Below are 15,058 nucleotides of genomic sequence, written 5' to 3'. Positions count from 1 at the left end.
ATGCAAAAGACCTTTGATTTTATATGCCTAATGAGGCGCGAACGGTCCTGACGGTCTTGTCCTTGGGCCCCGAGCTGGGAATCACCTGCCAGCGCATTGGTCCGATGTCGTAGGAAAGCTGGCGTTCCAGCACGTCCGGCGTGGCATCCGAGACATTGCGGCGGCGCTTGCGGATGCGCTGGGCCGCCACCTCGGGATCGGCGTGCAGCCAGAAGCCGTCGAAGGGCACCCCGGCCTCGCGCGCCACCGCCGCGATGGCTTCGCGTTCCTCGGGCCGGGCGAAGACGGCGTCGGCGATCACCATCTGGCCGTCCGCCAGGGCCTTGCGCGCCGCCGTCATCAGGGCGTCATAGGTGCGGCTGCTCATTTCGGGGGTATAGCCCTCCGGCCCCAGGCGCTGGTCGAGGGGGATGCCCGCCAGCTGCTTGCGCAACACGTCGCTGCGGATCACCACCGCACCCGGGCCGCAGGCATCCTTGCCGCCGAGATAGGGCGCGATCTCGCGCGCCAGCCGCGACTTGCCGCTGCCCGACAGGCCGCCGGCGGCGACCAGGCGGGGGGTGGGCGGATGCAGGTAACGGGTGGCGAGGTCCAGATAGTCCCGGGCCAGCTTCTCGCGCGCGGCTTTCGCCTCGCCTTCCTCGCCTGCCGCGATGGCGGCATTGACATGGGCGCGGATGGCGGCCCGGCAGGATAGGAAGAAGGGCAGGGCGGCTAGCGCCCCGCGGTCGCCGGTCACGTCCAGGTAATGGTTCAGCACCCAGGACGTCTCGCGCCGCAGGCCCCGCTGTTCCAGGTCCATCAGCAGGAAGGCGAGGTCGTAAAGGGTGTCGATGCAGGCGATCATCTCGCTGAATTCGATGGCGTCGAACAGGGTCGGACGGCCCTGGAACAGACAGATATTGCCCAGATGCAGATCGCCATGGCACAGCCGCACCCAGCCTTCCGCGCGGCGCTCCTCCAGCAGCGGCGTCAGGCGCCGCAACCAGCGTTGCGAGGCCGCGGCCAGGTTTTCCAGCGCCTCGGCGGGGAAGACCGAAGGGGAGAAGGGGCGCGAGGCGGCGAGGTTGTTGTCGATGATCCAGGCCATGCCCGACAGGCCGCCCTGGTCCGGGCGCGGCTGGGCATTCCGGTGGAAGCGCGCGATGTCCTCGGCCAGGTCCATCAGCAGATGACGGTCGAGGCGTCCCTCTTGGGCCAATCTGTCGAACAGGGTGGACTGGTCGAAACGGCGCATGTGCACCAGCCATTCCACCGCCTCGCCCGCGCCGTCCAGGGCCAGGCTGCTGTCGGCTTCCCGCGTCACGGTGGTGATGCCGAGATAGAGGTCGGGCGCGGTGCGGCGGTTCAGGGCCAGTTCCGCCTCGCAGGCGGCGCGGCGGTTCTCGGGCGGCGCGAAGTCGAGGAAGGGGAGGGTGACGGCCTTCTTCAGCTTCAGGACCTCGTCGCCGGAAATGAAAATGGCCGAGATATGAGTCTCCTGGCAGGAAAGCGCGCCACCGCCGAAGCCATCCTCGCGGGACAGCAGGCGGACGATGTCGCGCTGGCTTTCGGGGATCATCGCAGGCCCTCCTTGTTGCGGCTGTCAGGGTACCCGTATTGAGCGTGGGGGCAAGGATGCGAGACCAAGCCAAAAGTCATATATAGTGCAGGCCTTTTGTATGACTTTCCGGAAAGGTCCAAGGAGTTCATCCTGCGCGTGCACAAGGGGACGGGGATGGCTCTAAAAAGAAATATGGGAGCAGCCTTTGCCGCGCTGGGAGCGGCAGCAGGGACGGCCGCAACCGGGCTGGCGATCCTGCAGGCTCAGAACGAAAATCTCATGGGAATCGTGGTTGCCGGGAGTGCCGTGGCGGCGGGGTACATCGCCTGGCAGTCCCTGCGCGGCCATTTGCGCATCTGCAATCTCTTCCTGCGTGATCCGCTGACCGGGCTGGCCAACAAGACCCTGCTGGACGATCGCGTCGAGCGCGCCTTGCTGCGGGCGCAGCGCTGCGGCGGCTGCGTGGCCGCGCTTTATCTGGATATCGACGATTTCCGCCGCGTGAAGGAGACGTTCGACCAGCGCGAGAGCGACCGGCTGCTTGCGGCGGCGGCCCATCGTCTGAGCAAGGCGGTGCGGCAGATGGATACCGTGGCGCGCGTGGGCCCGGACGAATTCGTCGTGCTGCTGCCCGAGGTCGAGGATGCCGAAGGGGCGGTGGTGGTGGCCCGCAAGATCCTGGCGGCCTTCCGCCCCGCCATCGAGATCGGTGGCCGCTTCCAGCCCCTGGGCCTGTCCATCGGCATCGGCATCGCCCCGGACGACGGCACCGATGTCGATACACTGATCCGCAAGGCCTTCTTCGCCATGATGGAATCCAAGCGCAAGGGCAAGAACGCCGCCTGGCGCTACAAGGACGGCATCCTCGCGCCCGCCTGCATGGGCGTGCTCAAGGGGCCGGAGGGCTGACTCTTATAGCCAGCCCGGCGGGCCAAGTTCTTGCCCCCTTCCTGTGCATCCCTCTTCACCCGAATTCCGGCCGTTCCTCGCGGACGCCCGCGGGGTCCTGGTGGATGATCACTTCCGCATTGGGGAAGGCTTCCAGGATGCGCGTCTCCACCGCAACGGCGATGTCATGGGCGGCGCGCAGGCTCATCTCGCCGTCCACTTCCAGGTGAAGCTGGATGAAATCCTGCGGACCGGAGGAACGGGTGCGCAGGTCGTGCATCGAGATCACGCCGGGATGCTCCGTGCAGATGCGGCGGATGCGCTCGCGGTCCTCGTCGGGGAATTCCCGGTCCATCAGCAGGTTCAGCGAAGTGCGCGCGATGGTGAAGGCGTTGTAGAGCAGGAAGGCGGCGATCCCCAGCGCGAAGAGCGGGTCCAGGAAGGTCCAGCCCAGATACATGGCGAGCAGCAGCGAGAGGATGACGCTGCCGTTGATCAGGAGGTCGCCGGTATAATGGAGCGAATCGGCGTCGATGGCGACCGAGCGGGTGCGCGCCACCACATGCTTCTGGAAGCGCACCAGAGCGAGGGTGGCAAGGATCGAGAAGACCATCACGGCGATGCCCCATTCCCCGCGCGCGATGGGCTGCGGGTCGAGCAGGCGGGAGCTTGCCTCGAACAGCAGCAAGATGCTCGATCCGGTGATGAAGGCGGCCTGGCCCAGCCCGGCCAGGGGTTCTGCCTTGCCGTGGCCGAAACGGTGTTCGCGGTCGGCGGGTTGCAGGGCGTGGCGCACGGCGAACAGATTGACGATCGAGGCCGCCGCATCCAGCGCGGAATCCACCAGCGTGGACAGCATGGCGACCGAGCCGGTGGCGATATAGGCGGCGAATTTCACGCCCACCAGAATCAAAGCGGTGCCGACGGCGGCATAGGTCGCCAGCCGCATCAGCCTTTCGTCGTCCTTGCGGCCCGGGGGCTGCGCCAATTGGGGGGAGCTGCTTTCCATCCCCGCCCCTAGGGAAACAGGTGCTCGACCTGCCAGCCTTCGCCGTCGCGCCGGTAGACGGTGCGCTCATGCAGGCGGAAGGGGCGGTCCTGCCAGAATTCCAGATAATCGGGGCGCACCCGGAAACCCGACCAATGGGGCGGGCGCGGCACCTTGCCTAGGCCGAATTTGGCGGCATATTCGCCGATCCGCCGTTCCAGCTCGAAGCGTCCCGACAAAGGACGGGATTGCTGCGAGGCCCAGGCGCCGATCTGGCTGGCGCGCGGCCGGGTGGCGAAATAGGCATCGGCCTCTTCGTCGGAAACCGGCAGGGCCGGACCCTCGATCCTCACTTGACGGCGCAGAGACTTCCAGTGGAACAGCAGCGCCACGTTCGGATTGCCCAGAATCTGTGTGCCCTTCCGGCTCTCAAAATTGGTATAAAAGACAAAGCCGCTTTCGTCCCAGTCCTTGAGAAGGACCATGCGGATCGAAGGATGGCCGTCAGGCGTGCTGGTCGCCACCGCCATGGCATTGGGATCGTTGACCTCTTTCTCTTCGGCTTCGGCCATCCATTGGGCGAAGGTATCGAAGGGGGCGGCGTTCGCGCTGGTCATGGGCAACCTTGTGGCGTCGTGGAGATGGCTGTATGAGACTCGGAAGTTTTTAATCCCCCGGGACGCCATACAAAAGCCCAATTCCGCACCTAGGCAAGAATGGCGGCCTTGTGTCGGCGTTTTGACTGCCCCATTTTGGGCAACGGGACCAACCCATCGAGTGATATGGAACAGGCGATGAACTTTGCTCGCAAATTTATCCCCCTTACTCTTGTCGCGGCCCTGCTGACCGGCTGCGCCACGGACGGTATGGGAACCAAGCAGACCGGTGGTGCCGTGCTGGGGGGTGTCGGCGGCGCCCTTGCCGGTGCCCAATTCGGCAGCGGCAGAGGCCAGCTTGCCGCCACGGCACTCGGTACGCTGATCGGTGCCTATGTGGGCAGCGAAGTCGGCCGTTCGCTCGATGCCGCAGACCGCCAGGCGGCCATGGCCGCGCAGCAGCGCGCCTATACCGCCCCGATGCGCGAAACCATCGCCTGGAACAACCCGAATAGCGGCAATTCCGGCACCTTCACGCCGGTGCGCGACGGCACCAGCTCGACCGGCGCATATTGCCGTGAATACCAAACGACCATCACCGTGGGCGGCCAGACCGAACAAGGCTATGGCACGGCCTGCCGTCAGCCCGATGGAAGCTGGAAGATCGTTCAATGATCGGCTAGGAAAGGGAAAGGACGGGCGAAATGCGCTCGTCCTTTTTCTGTCGAAGGGACTGACTCGTGGAAGATCCTTACAAGATTCTCGGAATCGCCAAGACGGCGAGTCAGGACGAAATCAAGAAAGCCTACCGCAAGCTCGCCCGCGAACTGCACCCCGACCTGCATCCTGGCGACCGCAAGGCCGAGGATCGCTTCAAGGCCGCCTCGGCCGCCTATGACCTGCTCTCCGATCCCGACAAGCGGGCGCGCTTCGACCGCGGCGAGATCGACGCCTCGGGCGCCGAACGGATGCGCCGGGGCTCGTGGCGCAGCTATGGCGAGGGCTCCGGGGGCGCCAAATACCGCGAAGGCGCGGATTACGGCTTCGATCCTGACGATATTTTCGCCGAGATGATGCGCCGCAAGGAAAAGGGGCGCCAGCAATGGAATTTCGGCTTCGGCGGCGGAGAGTCCTGGGAAACCCGGGCTAAGGGCCGCGACGCCCGCTATACCCTGAAGGTCTCGTTCGTCGATGCCGCCGTCGGCGCGACCAAGCGTATCAGCCTGCCCAACGGCAAGACGCTGGATGTGCGCATCCCGCCGGGCACCCATGACAAGCAGACCCTGCGTCTGAAGGGCCAGGGCAGCCCCGGCAGCGGCGGCGGCCCGGCCGGCGACGCCCTGGTGGAAATCACCGTCGAGCCCCATCCCTTCTTCGAGCGCCGCGACAACGACATCCATGTGGAGGTGCCGGTGACGCTGCAGGAAGCGGTCATGGGCGGCAAGATCACCGTGCCCACCGTGGACGGCAAGGTGGCGCTCACCGTTCCGCCGCATTCCAACAGCGGAACCGTGCTGCGCCTGCGCGGCAAGGGCATTGCCGGGGGCGACCAGTTCGTGCGCCTGAAGGTCATGCTGCCCGATCCCCCGGACAAGGAACTGGAAGCGTTTCTGAAACGTTGGCAAGGTAATAGCGGTGCCGATCTGCGCCGCAAGGCCGGCATGGAATAGGTAGGGACGGAATAACGACGGGGGCCGCAATGACCTTCGAGGAAGTCTTGGTCACCTTCAGCCTGGAGCGGGCCGACCTGACCCTGTGGGTGGAGCAGAGCTGGGTCAAGCCGACCCGGCAGGAGGACGACTGGTTCTTCGATGAAAGCGACGTGGCCCGCCTTCAACTGATCTGCGAGCTGAAACGCGACATGGCCGTCAACGACGAGGCCGTCCCCGTCATCCTGTCGCTGCTCGACCAGCTCTACGCCGCCCGCACCAGCCTGCACCGCATCAGGGACCTGATCCAGCACCTGCCGCCGGAAACCCGCGCCGAGATCGAGAAGCTGCTCCAGGCGGAGGGGTAGGGGATGGGCGGCCGTCCTGCAGGCTGCTGACAAGGCCGATCTCGCCCGCAATGCATCCTCGCCCCCGCGCAAGCGGGAGCGACGAAGAAAAAAGGGTTCGGCAGCACTCTGAATGGGCCGTCGCCCATGCTTCGAGACGGCCCTCCGGACTCCTCGGCATGAGGGTGATCTTGTTGAGAAAGAACAAGAAACCAGCCTCACCCTGAGGAGCCGCGAAGGGCCGTCTCGAAGGGTGGGGCGGGCCGAAAGCAGCCCGCCAGTCTTCATTCCCCCGCCGCCGCTTCCTCTTCACCCCCGCGAGAGCGGCGGCGTCGTTCGTTATACAGGGCTTCCAGCCTGTCGCCGTAATGCTGGCGGATGATATGGCGGCGGATCTTCAGGGTGGGGGTCATCATCTCGTTCGCCACCGAGAAGGGCTCGGGAATCATCGTGAAGCGGCGGATCTTCTCCAGCGGCGACAGGTTGGTGTTGACCCGCTCGACGGCATTGGCGATGACCCGGCGGAAGTCGGCGTCTTCGATCAGCTGTTCCAGCTCCTGCGGCTTGTCGTTCTGGCGCGCCCAGGATTGCGCCCATTCGGCATCGGGCACCAGCAGGGCCACCAGATGGGGGCGGCGGTCGCCATAGGCCATGGCCTGGGCGATTTCCGGCTGGAGGGTCAGGAAGCCTTCGATGCGCTGCGGTGAGATGTTGTCGCCGCCGGAATTGACGATGATGTCCTTCTTGCGGTCGGTGATGACCAGATGGCCGTCCTCGTCCAGTTCGCCCATGTCGCCGGTATGCAGCCAGCGTCCGTCGGTGATGGTCTGGGCGGTGGCTTCGGGATTGCCCCAATAGCCCTGCATCACCAGCTCACCGCGCACCAGGATCTCGCCGTCCGGGGCGATCCGCAGGTCCACCTCCTTCATCGGCGGGCCGACGGCGTGAAGCTTGACCTTGCCGGGCCGGTTGACGGCGATGACCGGGCCGGTTTCGGTCTGGCCGTAGCCTTGCAGGATGCGCACCCCCAGCGCGGTGAAGAACAGGCCCACCTCGTAATTCAGCGGTGCGCCGCCCGAAACCATCGCCTTCAGGCGGCCGCCGAAGCGTTGCTTGACCTTGCGCCGGACCAGGAAGTCCAGGGCCCAATTCTCCAGCCGCTCGCGCAGGGACATGCGCTGGCGCTCATAGGCCTTGCCGCCCAGTTCCAGCGCCCGCATGAAGAATCGCCGCTTGCGCTCGTCGCCGCGCTCGATGCCGCGCAGGATGCGCAGCCGCATCATCTCGTAGAGGCGCGGCACGGCGGTCATGATGGTCGGGCGGGCTTCCAGCATATTGGCCGCCAGCGTGTCGGCGCCTTCGGCGTAATAGATCTGCGCCCCCAGCGAGATCGGGAAGAATTGCCCCGCCGTATGCTCGTAGGAATGGGACAGAGGCAGGAAGGACAGGAAGACCTCGTCGGCCAGCCCCAGTTCGCACAGCACGTCATAGGCGCCCATGCAATTATGGATGATGGCGCCGTGATGGGTCATCACGCCCTTGGGGGCGCCGCCGGTGCCCGAGGTGTAGATCAGGCAGGCGGTGTCGTCGCGCGCCGTTTCGGCGATGATGCGGTCGATCTCGTCGGGGGCTTCCCGTCCCGCCGCGACGGCCTGTTCCCAGGGCAGGACGGTCACGCCGCTCTGCTGGCGCGGCGGCAAGGGCTCCATGACGATGATCAGCGGGTTCTGCGGCACCTGCCAGGCGGCCGGAAGAACCTTTTCCAGCAGATTCCGGCTCGAGACGATCACCGCCTTGGCGCCGGAATTGTTCAGCAGGTGCTGATGGTCGGGACAGGTGTTGGTGGTGAAGGCGGGAACGGTGATACCGCCCGCGGCCATGATGGCGATATCCGCGATCAGCCATTCCGGGCGGTTTTCCGAGACCAGCAGGACCCGGTCGCCGCGCCCGATGCCCAGGGCGCGCAGGCCGCGGGCGAGTTCGCGGATTTGTTCCGCCACGCGGCGCCAGCTGCGGGAGACATAGACACCATTCTGTTTTTCCCACAGAAAAGGCTTGTCTCCCAGGCGCTTGGCCTGATCAAAAAACATGGCGGTCAGGTTGCGGACGGAAGCATAGTCCATGCCTGGAATTTCTCCCCTTATGGTTTCCTCGCCGCGCCTCGTTTCCTACATAGGGATCATTCTCGGGCGCGGTTGGCGAATTTCGAGTGGATACCCATATGGCTGTCTGGCGCAAGGAGCATCTGGATGAGTGAAGCAATAGCGGCAGTTTCGGCGGAACGTGAAGAGCTTGGAAATCTGCCCGAATGGGATTTGCGAGACCTCTATCCTTCGGTTGATGGACCGGAACTTAAGAATGATCTGGAGATGGTCGAGCGGAAATCCCAGGATTTCAGCAACACTTATCAGGGCCGCCTGGCCGAGATGTCGGGCGACGAGCTGGGGGGCGCCGTCGAGGAATACGAGGCCATCAGCGAAATCCTCGGCCGGATCATGAGCTTCGCCTACCTGCATTATGCCGGCAATGTGGCCGATCCCGAGCGCGGCCGCTTCTATCAGGTGATGCAGGAAAGGGTGAACGATATCTCGACCCATACCCTGTTCTTCACGCTGGAGCTGAACCGGCTGGAGGATGCGGCGCTGGAAGAGAAGCTGGCCTCGCCCCGCCTGGCCCATTACCGTTCCTGGCTGCGCGACCTGCGCGTCTTCCGCCCGCACCAGCTTTCCGACGACCTGGAGCGCTTGCTGCACGAGAAGGACGTCACGGGCAGTTCCGCCTGGAACCGCCTGTTCGACGAAACGCTGGCCAATCTGCGCTTCCCGCTGGGTGGCACCGAGAAGACCCTGACCGAGACGCTGAACCAGCTTTCCGACAAGGACAGCGCCAAGCGCGAGGAAGCGGCGAAGTCCCTGGGCAAGGTGCTGGGCGAGAATATCCGCCTGTTCGCGCTGGTCACCAACACCTTGGCCAAGGACAAGGAGATCGAGGACAAGTGGCGCAACTATGCCCGCCCGACCTCGTCGCGCAACCTTGCCAACCAGGTCGAGGACGAGGTGGTGGACGCCCTGGTGGCGGCGGTCAAGGGCTCCTACGGCAACCTGTCGCACCGCTACTACCGCCTGAAGGCGAAGTGGTTCGGTGTCGAGCAGATGGATTACTGGGACCGCAACGCCCCGCTGCCCGATGACGACGACAAGCTGTGGCGCTGGGACGAGGCGCGCGACTGCGTGCTGCAAGCCTATGGCGAGTTCTCGCCGGATCTGGCGGAAGTCGGCAAGCGCTTCTTCGACAATGCCTGGATCGATGCCCCGGCCCGTCCGGGCAAGGCTTCGGGCGCCTTCGCCCATCCCACCGTGCCGTCGGCGCATCCCTATCTGCTGCTCAACTACCTGGGCAAGAGCCGCGATGTGATGACGCTGGCCCATGAACTGGGCCATGGCGTCCATCAGGTGCTGGCGGGCAAGCAGGGGCCGCTGCTGTCCCATACCCCGCTGACCCTGGCCGAGACGGCCTCGGTCTTCGGCGAGATGCTGACCTTCCAGGCCATGCTGCGCAAGGAACAGGACCCGAAGCGCAAGCGCATCATGCTGGCCTCGAAGGTCGAGGACATGCTGAACACGGTGGTGCGCCAGGTCGCCTTCTACGAGTTCGAGCGCCAGGTTCACGAGGAACGCCGCAATGGTGAACTGAGCGCCGAGCGCCTGGGCGAGATCTGGATGTCGGTGCAGTATGAAAGCCTGGGGCCGGTCTTCCGCTTCGGCGAGGAATACAGGAACTTCTGGGCCTATATTCCGCACTTTATCCACTCGCCCTTCTACGTCTATGCCTATGCCTTCGGCGACTGCCTGGTGAACTCGCTCTACGACGTCTATCAGCAGGGCGCGCCGCAATTCCAGTCGAAGTACCTGGAGATGCTGCAGGCGGGCGGCACCAAGCGGCACAAGGAGCTTCTGGCCCCCTTCGGGCTGGATGCCAGCGACCCGGCCTTCTGGCGCCGGGGGCTGAACGTCATTGGCGGCTTCATCGACGAACTGGAGAGCTTGAGCTGAGCAACGGCGAGGAAAACAGCATCGGCGGGCGGGTCAAGCGTTATGCGCAGGTCTCGACCGCCGTCGGCGGACTGGCGGCCCGGCTGGCGGGCGAGCGGGTGTTCGGCATCAAGCTGGACCGCGGCCGTCATGCCGGGGAACTGAAGGCGGCCTTGGGCGGGCTGAAGGGCCCGCTCATGAAGGTGGCACAGATCATGTCCACCATCCCCGATGCGCTGCCCCAGGAATATGCCATCGAACTGGCCCAGTTGCAGGCCAATGCGCCGCAGATGGGCTGGGCCTTCGTCAAGCGCCGCATGGCCGCCGAGCTTGGTCCGGACTGGCAGAAGCGCTTCGCCAGCTTCGGGCAGGAGGCCTCGGCGGCCGCCTCGCTGGGGCAGGTCCACCGTGCCACCGGCCATGACGGGCGGCTGCTGGCCTGCAAGCTGCAATATCCCGACATGACCTCGGTGGTCGAAGCCGACCTGCGGCAGCTGCGGCTGATCTTCGGCATCTACAAGCGCTATGACCCGTCCATCGATACCAGCAATATCCACGCGGAAATCAGCGACCGCCTGCGCGAGGAGTTGGATTACCTGCGGGAATCGAAGCAGATGCGGCTCTACGCCCATATGCTGCGCGACGAGGACGGCGTGCATGTGCCCGAGGTGGTGCCGGAGCTGACGACGAAGCGCCTGCTGACCATGACCTGGCTGGAAGGAAGCCGCATCCTGGATTTCAGCGAGGCCGACCAGGAAACGCGCGACACACTAGCCTACAACATGTTCCGCGCCTGGTATGTGCCGTTCTACTATTACGGTGTCATCCACGGCGACCCGCATCTGGGCAATTACACCGTGCGTCCGGACCTCGGCATCAATCTGCTGGATTTCGGCGCCATCCGCGTCTTCCCGCCCAGCTTCGTCAAGGGCGTCATCGACCTGTACCGCGCCCTGCAGACCGAGGACAAGGAACTGGCGGCGGAAGCCTATCGCAGCTGGGGGTTCAACGACCTCAAGCCCGAGGTGATGGAGGTCCTGAACATCTGGGCCGGTTTCGTCTATGCGCCGCTGCTGGAAGACCGCAAGCGCATGATCCAGGAAACCAATAGCGGGCTTTATGGCCGCGAGGTGGCCGAGCGGGTCCATCGCGAATTGCGCCGCGTCGGCGGCGTCAGTCCGCCCCGGGAATTCGTGCTGATGGACCGCGCCGCCATCGGCCTGGGATCGGTCTTCCTGCACCTGAAGGCCGAGATCAACTGGTACCGGCTTTTCCACGACATGATCGGCGATTTCGACGTGGAGGAACTGACCCGCCGCCAGACCGAGGCGTTGCGGGCAGTGGACCTGCCGGCGGCCATATGATTTTCCTCCATATGTTTTTGCTCTAACCATTTGAGGGCTTATGGCCCTCAGGGGTGATTGTTCCCCTGTCATGGAAGTGTCACATCTTCTTGGTCCGCATGACTGGTTCCTCCAAGAGAGCACCCGTAAATGCCCCAAGACTATGTGGAGATGGCGCTGCACCTTGCTGCCGCCTGGGCGGCCGGCAGCCTGATCGGGCTGGAACGCAGCTTCCATGGCCGTCCGGCGGGTTTCCGCACCCATGCCCTGGTCTGCCTCGCCTCGGCCCTGCTGATGATGGTGACCACCTATCAATGGCAATGGATCGGCGCGGCCCCCATGGAAACCATCCGCACCGATCCCACCCGCATGGCCCAAGGCATCATGACCGGTATCGGCTTCCTGGGGGCCGGGGTCATCTTCAAGGAAGGCCTGTCGGTGCGCGGCCTGACCACCGCCGCCTCGATCTGGATCACCTCGGCCCTGGGGATCCTGTTCGGCATCGGCTTCTATTTCCCGGCTATCGTGGCGACGGCGGGAACCTTGCTGACGCTCGCCGTATTCCGCCTGATCGAATACCGCATGCCGACGCAATTCTATGCCCAGCACCTGATCCGTTTCCGCAAGGAACAGGTGCTGGCGGAACCCGACGTGCGGAAGCTGATCGAGGATCACGACTTCAGCATCTCGAACATGAGCTACCGCCTGAGCGAAAGCGGGGCCGTCTTCGAATACCGCATGGTCATCAAGACGGTGCGGAAGGAAAATGTCGAGACGCTGGCGGCGGATCTGCGGGCCAGGGACGACATCCTGGAATTCCGCATCTCGCCGACCGGGGACTGACCTTCAGGCCGGTTCCACTTCCTCTGCCGCTTCCGCGCCGGATAGGCGCAGCAGGGCGGCCAATTGCTCCTGCGAGAGCGGGCGGACGAAGCGGCAATGCAGGCCATGGGCGGAACGTTGCTGGACCTGCGCGGCGAAGCTCTGCTCGCCCACGGTCAGGCGCACCGCATGGGCGGGAACGAAGCCCATTTGCCCATGGGGGGTGAAAAGGAAGCCTTCGGTGCTGATGTTGCGGATCGTGCCACCGATGGGGCTGCGCCGGCCGGGCACACCCAGCGTCACCCGCAGGCGGCAGGGGTGGCGTGGTTGCAGGCGTCGATCCCTGCCGAAAAGCGTGGCGAAGAAATGCAACATTTCTTGATGCTGCACTATTGTTAACTTCTTTTCCACCCCCGATAGACGAACCCTTGGCGAGAGACGCTGCCATGCCCATTCTATCGGCGGAGGAACGACAACCAGGGGAGCAGGGATATGGGACGTTTCGGCGCAGGCCAGCCCATCCGTCGCGTCGAAGACCGGCGCTTCCTGACGGGGCAGGGCACCTATACGGATGACCGCAGCCTGCCCAATCAGGCCCATATGGTGGTGGTGCGCTCGGTCTATGCCCATGCGCGCATCGAAGCCATCGCGTTGGAGGCCGCCCGCGCCATGCCGGGCGTGATCGACATCTTCACCTGCGCCGACCTGGATGCGGACGGCATCGGCGACGTGCCCACCATCTTCCTGCCCCAGAATCGCGACGGCAGCCGGATGACGGCCCCCCGCCGCCGCCCGCTGGCCCAGGGCGTGGTGCGCCATGTCGGCGAGGCAGTGGCGATCGTGATCGCCGAAACCCAGGCCCAGGCCCGGGATGCCGCCGAACTGGTACAGGTGGACTACGATCCCCTGCCTGCCGTGGCCGAGGCGATGGATGCGCTGGAGGCCGGCGCGCCCGCTGTCCATGACAGTCATCCGGACAATCTGATCGTGGATTGGGAAATGGGCGACGAGGCCGCCGTGGCCGAGGCCTTCCAATCGGCCGCCCGCATCGTCAGCCTGGACCTCATCAACAACCGTGTCGCCCCCATCGCCATGGAGCCCCGTGCCGCTTTGGGCCAGTGGGACGAGGCGGAGGACCGTTTCACCCTCTATACCGGCAGCCAGGGCTCGCACAGCCTGCGCACATGGCTGTGCCGCCATGTCTTCGGCATTCCGGAAGAAAAGATGCGCGTGGTGGCCGGGGATGTGGGCGGCGGTTTCGGCATGCGCATTTTCCTGTTTCCCGAGCATGCGCTGGTGCTCTATGCCGCGCGCAAGCTGGGACGCCCGGTGAAATGGGTCGGCGACCGCTCCGAGGCCTTCCTTACCGATACCCATGGCCGCGACCATCATAGCCATGCCCGGCTGGCCCTGGACGAGGACGGCCATTTCCTGGCGCTGAAGGTCGAGACGGTGGCCAATCTGGGAGCTTATGTCTCGCAGATGGGGGCCTTCATCCCGACCTTGGGCGGCAGCGGCATGCTGTCCGGCGTCTATCGCACGCCTCATCTCCATGTCCATGTGCGCTGCGCCCTGACCAATACCGCCCCGGTCGATGCCTATCGCGGGGCGGGGCGGCCGGAGGCGGCCTATCTGATCGAGCGGCTGGTGGATGCGGCGGCGCGCGAGACGGGACTGGCGCCCGACGAGATCAGGCGGCGGAACTTCATCGCGCCTGAGCAGATGCCCTTCACCACCTCGGGCGGCAAGACCTATGATTCCGGCGATTTCGCCCGTCTGATGGACCAGGCCATGGCGCGCGCCGACTGGTCCGGCTTTCCCGCCCGGCGCGAGCAATCTGCGAAGAACGGCAGGCTGCGCGGCATCGGGCTGGCCTATTACATCGAAGCCTGTGGCGGCGGAGGACCGGAAACGGCGCGGATCATGCTGTCCCCCGAGGGCGATGCCACCGTGCTGATCGGCACCCAATCCACCGGCCAAGGCCATGAGACCGCCTATGCCCAGATGGTGGCCGACGGGCTGTCCCTGCCTTTGTCGCGCATCAAGGTCCACCAGGGCGATACGGATGTGGTCGCCACCGGCAGCGGCACCGGCGGATCGCGCTCCATCCCCGTCGGCGGGGCGGCCCTGGCCCAGGCCATCGAGGCGGTACAGGCCAAGGCGAAGCGGCTGGCCGCCCATCTGCTGCAAGCGCCGGAAGAAGACCTTTCCTTCGCCGATGGCCGCTTCACCCTTCCGGGCAGCGAGCGCTCGATCACGCTGGATGAACTGGCCCGCGCCTCCCGCGATCCCGACCATCTGCCCGAGGGCATGACGCCTTGCCTGGATGCGACGGAAAGCTTCAAGCCCGCCGCTGGCACCTATCCCAATGGCTGCCATATCTGCGAAGTGGAGGTGGACCCGGAAACGGGGGAAACCAGCATCCTGCGCTATACCATCGTCGACGATTTCGGCGTGGTGCTGAACCCGCTTCTGCTGCAAGGTCAGGTCCATGGTGGCACCGTCCAGGGCATCGGCCAAGCCCTGTGGGAAATGGCGGCCTATGATCCGGAAAGCGGCCAGCTGCTCGCGGGAAGCTTCATGGATTATGCCGTTCCCCGCGCCGATTTCCTGCCCCGCATCGACTCCGCGACCGACGAATCCATTCCCTGCAGGACCCATCCCCTGGGCGTGAAAGGGGCGGGGGAGGCAGGCACGATCGGCGCGGCGCCCGCCGTGATCAATGCCGTGGTCGATGCCCTTTCCCCCTTGGGCATCCGTCACGTCGACATGCCCGCCACGCCCCATCGCGTGTGGAAGGCGATCCAGCAGCAGAGGGCGGGGCGTTTCGGGACGTAAAGGCTCGCCTCAT

Annotated in this window: 13 protein-coding genes; 8 read left to right on the top strand and 5 right to left on the bottom strand. The window is 65.2% G+C overall.

From position 1 onward, the window contains the following. Window positions 1-19 precede the first annotated feature (19 nt). Complete coding sequence (locus EPD66_RS05065; protein ID WP_142847402.1) at window positions 20-1,561, bottom strand: bifunctional aminoglycoside phosphotransferase/ATP-binding protein; 1,542 nt, start codon at window positions 1,559-1,561, stop codon at window positions 20-22. Window positions 1,562-1,717: 156 nt separating this feature from the next. On the opposite strand from EPD66_RS05065, the gene EPD66_RS05060 reads away from it, so the two are divergent. Then, window positions 1,718-2,452 (top strand): GGDEF domain-containing protein, encoded by a 735-nt coding sequence (locus EPD66_RS05060; RefSeq protein WP_142847401.1) that lies wholly within the window; start codon window positions 1,718-1,720, stop codon window positions 2,450-2,452. A 55-nt stretch (window positions 2,453-2,507) separates the two neighbouring features. Here EPD66_RS05060 and EPD66_RS05055 read toward each other — a convergent pair whose 3' ends face one another. Together EPD66_RS05055 and pdxH are read right to left on the bottom strand one after the other, a co-directional pair. Continuing rightward, window positions 2,508-3,440 carry a cation diffusion facilitator family transporter gene (locus EPD66_RS05055; protein ID WP_142847400.1) on the bottom strand — a complete coding sequence of 311 codons (933 nt, stop codon included), beginning with the start codon at window positions 3,438-3,440 and terminating at the stop codon, window positions 2,508-2,510. Between the two features lie 8 nt (window positions 3,441-3,448). Beyond that, complete coding sequence (gene pdxH / locus EPD66_RS05050; protein ID WP_142847399.1) at window positions 3,449-4,036, bottom strand: pyridoxamine 5'-phosphate oxidase; 588 nt, start codon at window positions 4,034-4,036, stop codon at window positions 3,449-3,451. Between the two features lie 177 nt (window positions 4,037-4,213). On the opposite strand from pdxH, the gene EPD66_RS05045 reads away from it, so the two are divergent. The 3 genes from EPD66_RS05045 to EPD66_RS05035 all read left to right on the top strand — a co-directional run bounded on the left by EPD66_RS05045 (window position 4,214) and on the right by EPD66_RS05035 (window position 6,032). After that, window positions 4,214-4,690, top strand: coding sequence for an RT0821/Lpp0805 family surface protein (locus EPD66_RS05045; protein ID WP_142847398.1), 477 nt, complete (start codon window positions 4,214-4,216; stop codon window positions 4,688-4,690). 65 nt (window positions 4,691-4,755) lie between these two features. Further along, on the top strand, window positions 4,756-5,685 hold the full coding sequence (locus EPD66_RS05040) for a DnaJ C-terminal domain-containing protein (RefSeq protein ID WP_142847397.1): 930 nt from the start codon (window positions 4,756-4,758) through the stop codon (window positions 5,683-5,685). Window positions 5,686-5,714: 29 nt separating this feature from the next. Beyond that, the gene (locus tag EPD66_RS05035) at window positions 5,715-6,032 is read left to right on the top strand and encodes a chaperone modulator CbpM (RefSeq protein WP_142847396.1); all 318 of its coding nucleotides are present in this window, start codon (window positions 5,715-5,717) and stop codon (window positions 6,030-6,032) included. A 263-nt stretch (window positions 6,033-6,295) separates the two neighbouring features. Here EPD66_RS05035 and EPD66_RS05030 read toward each other — a convergent pair whose 3' ends face one another. After that, a complete protein-coding gene (locus EPD66_RS05030) occupies window positions 6,296-8,134 on the bottom strand; it encodes a long-chain fatty acid--CoA ligase (RefSeq protein WP_142847395.1) in 1,839 nt (612 codons plus the stop codon). A 126-nt stretch (window positions 8,135-8,260) separates the two neighbouring features. Between EPD66_RS05030 and EPD66_RS05025 the strand changes: the two genes are divergently transcribed. The 3 genes from EPD66_RS05025 to EPD66_RS05015 all read left to right on the top strand — a co-directional run bounded on the left by EPD66_RS05025 (window position 8,261) and on the right by EPD66_RS05015 (window position 12,228). Continuing rightward, window positions 8,261-10,063, top strand: coding sequence for a M3 family oligoendopeptidase (locus EPD66_RS05025; protein WP_142847394.1), 1,803 nt, complete (start codon window positions 8,261-8,263; stop codon window positions 10,061-10,063). Continuing rightward, window positions 10,060-11,406 carry an AarF/ABC1/UbiB kinase family protein gene (locus EPD66_RS05020; protein ID WP_142847393.1) on the top strand — a complete coding sequence of 449 codons (1,347 nt, stop codon included), beginning with the start codon at window positions 10,060-10,062 and terminating at the stop codon, window positions 11,404-11,406. Before EPD66_RS05025 ends, EPD66_RS05020 begins: the two co-directional genes overlap by 4 nt. A gap of 129 nt (window positions 11,407-11,535) precedes the next feature. Beyond that, window positions 11,536-12,228, top strand: coding sequence for an MgtC/SapB family protein (locus EPD66_RS05015; protein WP_142847392.1), 693 nt, complete (start codon window positions 11,536-11,538; stop codon window positions 12,226-12,228). Between the two features lie 3 nt (window positions 12,229-12,231). On the opposite strand, the gene EPD66_RS05010 is transcribed toward EPD66_RS05015, so the two are convergent. Continuing rightward, a complete protein-coding gene (locus tag EPD66_RS05010) occupies window positions 12,232-12,597 on the bottom strand; it encodes a PilZ domain-containing protein (protein WP_142847391.1) in 366 nt (121 codons plus the stop codon). A 102-nt stretch (window positions 12,598-12,699) separates the two neighbouring features. Here EPD66_RS05010 and EPD66_RS05005 point away from each other — a divergent pair, with 102 nt between their 5' ends. After that, window positions 12,700-15,045 carry a xanthine dehydrogenase family protein molybdopterin-binding subunit gene (locus EPD66_RS05005; RefSeq protein WP_142847390.1) on the top strand — a complete coding sequence of 782 codons (2,346 nt, stop codon included), beginning with the start codon at window positions 12,700-12,702 and terminating at the stop codon, window positions 15,043-15,045. Window positions 15,046-15,058: the final 13 nt, after the last annotated feature.

The organism is Telmatospirillum sp. J64-1, from assembly GCF_006980715.1.
Taxonomy (GTDB): domain Bacteria; phylum Pseudomonadota; class Alphaproteobacteria; order Rhodospirillales; family Magnetospirillaceae; genus Oleiliquidispirillum; species Oleiliquidispirillum nitrogeniifigens.
Note: the sequence above shows the minus strand (reverse complement) of the source record. Positions and strands in the feature narration are given on the sequence as shown.

Excerpts from the sequence above, each read along its gene's own strand:
- EPD66_RS05030 (WP_142847395.1), bottom strand. The coding sequence starts at position 8,134 with ATGGACTATGCTTCCGTCCGCAACCTGACCGCCATGTTTTTTGATCAG.
- EPD66_RS05015 (WP_142847392.1), top strand. The coding sequence starts at position 11,536 with ATGCCCCAAGACTATGTGGAGATGGCGCTGCACCTTGCTGCCGCCTGG.
- EPD66_RS05025 (WP_142847394.1), top strand. The coding sequence starts at position 8,261 with ATGAGTGAAGCAATAGCGGCAGTTTCGGCGGAACGTGAAGAGCTTGGA.
- EPD66_RS05035 (WP_142847396.1), top strand. The coding sequence starts at position 5,715 with ATGACCTTCGAGGAAGTCTTGGTCACCTTCAGCCTGGAGCGGGCCGAC.
- EPD66_RS05055 (WP_142847400.1), bottom strand. The coding sequence starts at position 3,440 with ATGGAAAGCAGCTCCCCCCAATTGGCGCAGCCCCCGGGCCGCAAGGAC.
- EPD66_RS05005 (WP_142847390.1), top strand. The coding sequence starts at position 12,700 with ATGGGACGTTTCGGCGCAGGCCAGCCCATCCGTCGCGTCGAAGACCGG.
- pdxH (WP_142847399.1), bottom strand. The coding sequence starts at position 4,036 with ATGACCAGCGCGAACGCCGCCCCCTTCGATACCTTCGCCCAATGGATG.
- EPD66_RS05045 (WP_142847398.1), top strand. The coding sequence starts at position 4,214 with ATGAACTTTGCTCGCAAATTTATCCCCCTTACTCTTGTCGCGGCCCTG.
- EPD66_RS05065 (WP_142847402.1), bottom strand. The coding sequence starts at position 1,561 with ATGATCCCCGAAAGCCAGCGCGACATCGTCCGCCTGCTGTCCCGCGAG.
- EPD66_RS05060 (WP_142847401.1), top strand. The coding sequence starts at position 1,718 with ATGGCTCTAAAAAGAAATATGGGAGCAGCCTTTGCCGCGCTGGGAGCG.